This is a genomic window from Blastocatellia bacterium, from assembly GCA_035275065.1.
Lineage (GTDB): Bacteria > Acidobacteriota > Blastocatellia > UBA7656 > UBA7656 > DATENM01.
Map to the genome: position 1 here is coordinate 1 of DATENM010000071.1, position 4,150 is coordinate 4,150.

Genomic DNA, 4,150 nt, shown 5'->3' on the forward strand with positions numbered 1-4,150 from the left:
GCAGGTGGTCTGCTACTACGTCAGGGAGGCGGAGGGGGAGGAGGTGAGTGGCAAGGGTTTGCGAGAGTGGCTGCGGGAGCGGCTGGCGGAGTACATGGTGCCGGGGGCGTTTGTGGAGCTGGGGGAGCTGCCGCTGACGGCTAACGGCAAGCTCGACCGCAAGGCGCTGCCGGCGCCGACGGCGGCGCTAGAGGGTGAGGGCGAGGCAGCCGCAGCAGAGAATGTCATCGAGGAGCTGGTGGGAGGGATCTTTGCCGAGGTGCTGCGGGTGAGTGAAGTGGGAGTGGAGGCGAACTTCTTCGAGCTGGGAGGGCACTCGCTGCTGGCGACGCAGGTGATGTCGCGAGTGCGGGAGGTGCTACAAGTAGAGGTGGCGCTGCGTGCGCTGTTCGAGCAACCGACGGTGCGGGGGCTGGCGGCGGTGGTGCAGCAGCGGCAGCAGGAAGGCAAGAGCGTGGTGGCCCCGGCGATTGAGCGCGGGAGTCGGGAGAGCGAGTTGCCGCTGTCGTTCGCGCAGCAGCGGCTGTGGTTCATCCATCAGCTTGAGCCGGAGAGCACGGCTTACAACATCTCGCTGGCGGTGCGGCTGACGGGAGCGTTAGACCTTGAGGCGCTGCGGCGAGCGATGGCTGAGGTGGTGCGCCGCCACGAGGCGTTGCGGACGCGGTTCATCAGCCGCGGCGGGCAGCCGATGCAGGTCATCGAGGAGAGCCAGGAGATTGCCCTGCCATTGGAAGACCTCGGGCAGATCGAAGCTGTCGAGGAGCGCGAGCAGCGGGTACGCGAGCTGGCGCGAGCGAGTGCCGAAGCACCCTTCGACCTGGAGCGTGGGCCAGTGCTGCGTGCCCGCCTGCTGCGGCTGGGCGAGCAGGAGCACGTGCTGTTGGTAGTGATGCACCACATCATCAGTGACGGCTGGTCGGTCGGCATTCTGGTACGCGAGTTCACGCAGTTGTACGAGGGCTACGTCAGCGGGCGCGAGGTGCGGCTGGAAGAGTTGGCGGTGCAGTATGCGGACTTTGCGGTCTGGCAGAGAGAGTGGTTGCAGGGGGCAGTTCTTGACAGTCAAATGGATTACTGGCGTCGCCACCTCTCTGGTGTGCGCGTGCTGGATTTGCCGGCTGACCGGCGGCGGCCGCCGGTCGCGAGCTACCGCGGCGCGACTCTTCCCCTGTGGTTGTCGCCAGAGCTCACCTCCGGCATTCGCGCGCTCAGCCGCCGCCAGGGCGTCACCCCGTTCATGTGTCTGTTGGCCGGCCTCAACGTTCTGTTATGCAAATATAGCGGTCAGGAAGACATATCGGTGGGGACGCCGGTCGCCAATCGCAACCGCAAAGAGATCGAGAAGCTGATCGGTAATTTCGCTAACACGCTGGTGATGAGGAGTGATTTGACCGGCAACCCGCCCTTCGCGGAGTTCTTAGGACGCGTGCGCGAGGTCACTCTGGATGCCTATATGCATCAGGACCTGCCCTTTGAAAAGATCGTCGAGGAGCTTCAGCCGGAGCGCGACTTGAGCCATAACCCGCTGTTTCAAGTCTTGATGGCGCTGCACAATCTGCCGGCGCAGCGCGCCGAGCTACCTGGCCTCGGCATTCGTCGCGTCGATATGGAGCGGGTGACAGCGCGGTTTGATCTTTCGCTCGACATGCAGGAGACGGCCGATGGGCTGAGCGCGAGGATCGAGTACAGCACGGACTTGTTTGAGCGAGCGACCGTCGAACGGCTGGCCGGCCATTTCGCCAACCTGCTGGCGGCGGCCATTGCCGAGCCGGCTTGCCGCATCGGCGGCCTACCCGTCATGGCGCCATCCGAGGTCGCACAAATGACTGCCGCTTGGAGCGGCCCGCAACCCGACGGCTGGCCGGGGCAGGATCAAGCGCTGCACGAGTTGATCGCGGCGCAGGCCGGCAGTCGGCCCGATGCCATCGCGGCGGGCTATGAAACCGAGCAAGTCTCTTATGGGGGGATGAACCGCTGGGCCAACCGCCTGGCACATTATCTGAACGAGCAGGGGGTCGGCCCCGAAACGGTCGTCGGAGTCTACCTGGACCGCTCACTGGAAAAACTCCTCGTGCTCGTCGGCGTGCTCAAGGCCGGCGGCGCGTATTTGCCGTTGGCGGCGGCGACCCCGCCGGACCGCCTTGCGTTCACGCTGGCCGACGCCGACGCCGCCGTCGTAGTGACCACGCAGGAGCTGGCCCGCAACCTTAAAGGGGCGACGGCGCGGGTGCTCACCCTAGAGCGCGCGATCCCGGCGAGCGCCGGTTACAGTGAGGCGGACCTGGCCACCAATGTCCTGCCCTCTAACCTCGCCTATGTAATCTACACCTCAGGCTCGACCGGCCGGCCGAAGGGAGTGGGGATCAGCCATGGGAGCGTGGTCCACCTCGTCGCGACGGCCGACCCGGACTTGGGGTTCGGTAGCCGCGACGTCTGGAGCTGCGTCCACTCCTTCTCCTTCGATTATTCGGTGTGGGAGATCTGGACGCCTCTGGTGTGCGGGGCCAGGCTGGTGATCGTGCCGCGCGCCGTGACGCAATCGGCGGACAGTTTCCTGGAGTTGATCCGGCGAGAGCAAGTGACGGTCCTGCATGCGACGCCGTCAGCGTTGCGCGCCCTGGCGGAAATCAGGCAAACGCCCGACCCGCAGCCTTTTGCCGTTCGGCTGGTCGCGAGTGGGGGTGAGGCCCTGCCCCGCGAGCTGGGTGAGCAACTGCTTGAGTGGGGAGTGCCGACCTGGAACTTCTATGGGCCGACCGAGACCACCGTCTGGGCCACCGCGCGGCGGGTTGGTGCCGAGGCCGGCCAGGAGAAAGTCGTTGGAATCGGCAAAGCGCTGTCGAACACGCGCCTGCGGATGCTTGACCGTTACCTTGAGGCCGTGTGTGTCGGTGTGCCCGGGGAACTCTGCATCGGCGGCGAAGGGGTGGCGCGCGGGTACATCAATCGGCCTGACCTGACCGCCGAGAAGTTCATCCCCGAGCCGCTCAGCGAGGCCAGCGGAGCGCGCTGTTACCAGACAGGGGATATGGTCCGGTACTTAGCGAACCGGGAGATTGATTACCTGGAGAGGCGCGACCATCAGGTCAAGATTCGCGGCTATCGGATCGAGCTAGGAGAGATCGAGGCGGTACTCAGAGGGCATGAAGGGGTGAGGCAGTGCGCGGTCAGCGTGCAGGGGCAGGGAGCAGCGACACGGCTCGTGGCCTATACGGTGGCGGGCGGCGAGCGCGCGCCTTCGGAGGCGGAGCTACGCGGCTACCTGAAAGACAAGCTGCCGGAGTACATGGTGCCGGCGACCTTCATCAGCTTGAGTGAGCTGCCGCTGACGGCGAGCGGGAAGCTGGATCGCCGAGCGCTGCCGGAGGCCGGCGGCCTGAAGGGCAGTGGCCTCAGCGCCGCGCCGCGAACGCCCGTGGAGGAGATCCTCTGCGGCCTTTTCGGGGAGGTGTTGTCGCGAGAGCGTGTGGGCGTGGACGAGAACTTCTTCGAGCTGGGAGGGCACTCGCTGCTGGCGACGCAGGTGATGTCGCGGGTGAGGGAAGCGCTGCGCGTTGAGATGCCGCTGCGGGCGCTGTTCGTGCATCCGACCGCAGCCGAACTGGCCGACGCGCTGGAGCAGGAGCGACGCGCGGGCCGCGGCGTCGAGTCGCCTCCGATCCGGCTGGTGGATCGGGGGGGCGAGCTAGCACTATCGTTCGCGCAGCAGCGGCTGTGGTTCATCCATCAACTGGAGCCCGCGAGCGCCGCCTACAACATCCCGATGGCGGTGCGGCTGAGCGGCGAGTTGAAGGTAGGGGCCTTGGAGCAAAGCCTGGGCGAGATCGTGAGGCGACACGAGGTGCTGCGGACGCGCTTCGAATTGCATCAGTCGCAGGCCGTGCAGGTGATCGAGGCCGAAGCTCGGGTGCGACTGCGGCTCTGGGAGCTCAGCCAGTTGCCGGCAGAGGAGCGCGAGGCGGCGGCCGGCGAGGTGGTGCGGCAAGAGAGCGGCCGAGGGTTTGATCTGCAACACGGGCCGGTGCTGCGGGCGGCACTGCTGCGGTTGCAGGAGGACGAACATGTGCTGGTGGTGGTGATGCATCACATCGCCAGCGACGGCTGGTCGGCGGGCGTGCTGACCAGGGAGTTCACGCAGCTCTACGAG

1 protein-coding gene is annotated in these 4,150 nt (G+C 66.3%); it reads left to right on the top strand.

What is annotated here, in order from left to right:
- Nucleotides 1-43 precede the first annotated feature (43 nt).
- The coding region (locus tag VJ464_17200) for an amino acid adenylation domain-containing protein (protein ID HKQ06874.1) at nt 44-4,150 on the top strand (4,107 nt) is incomplete at its 3' end.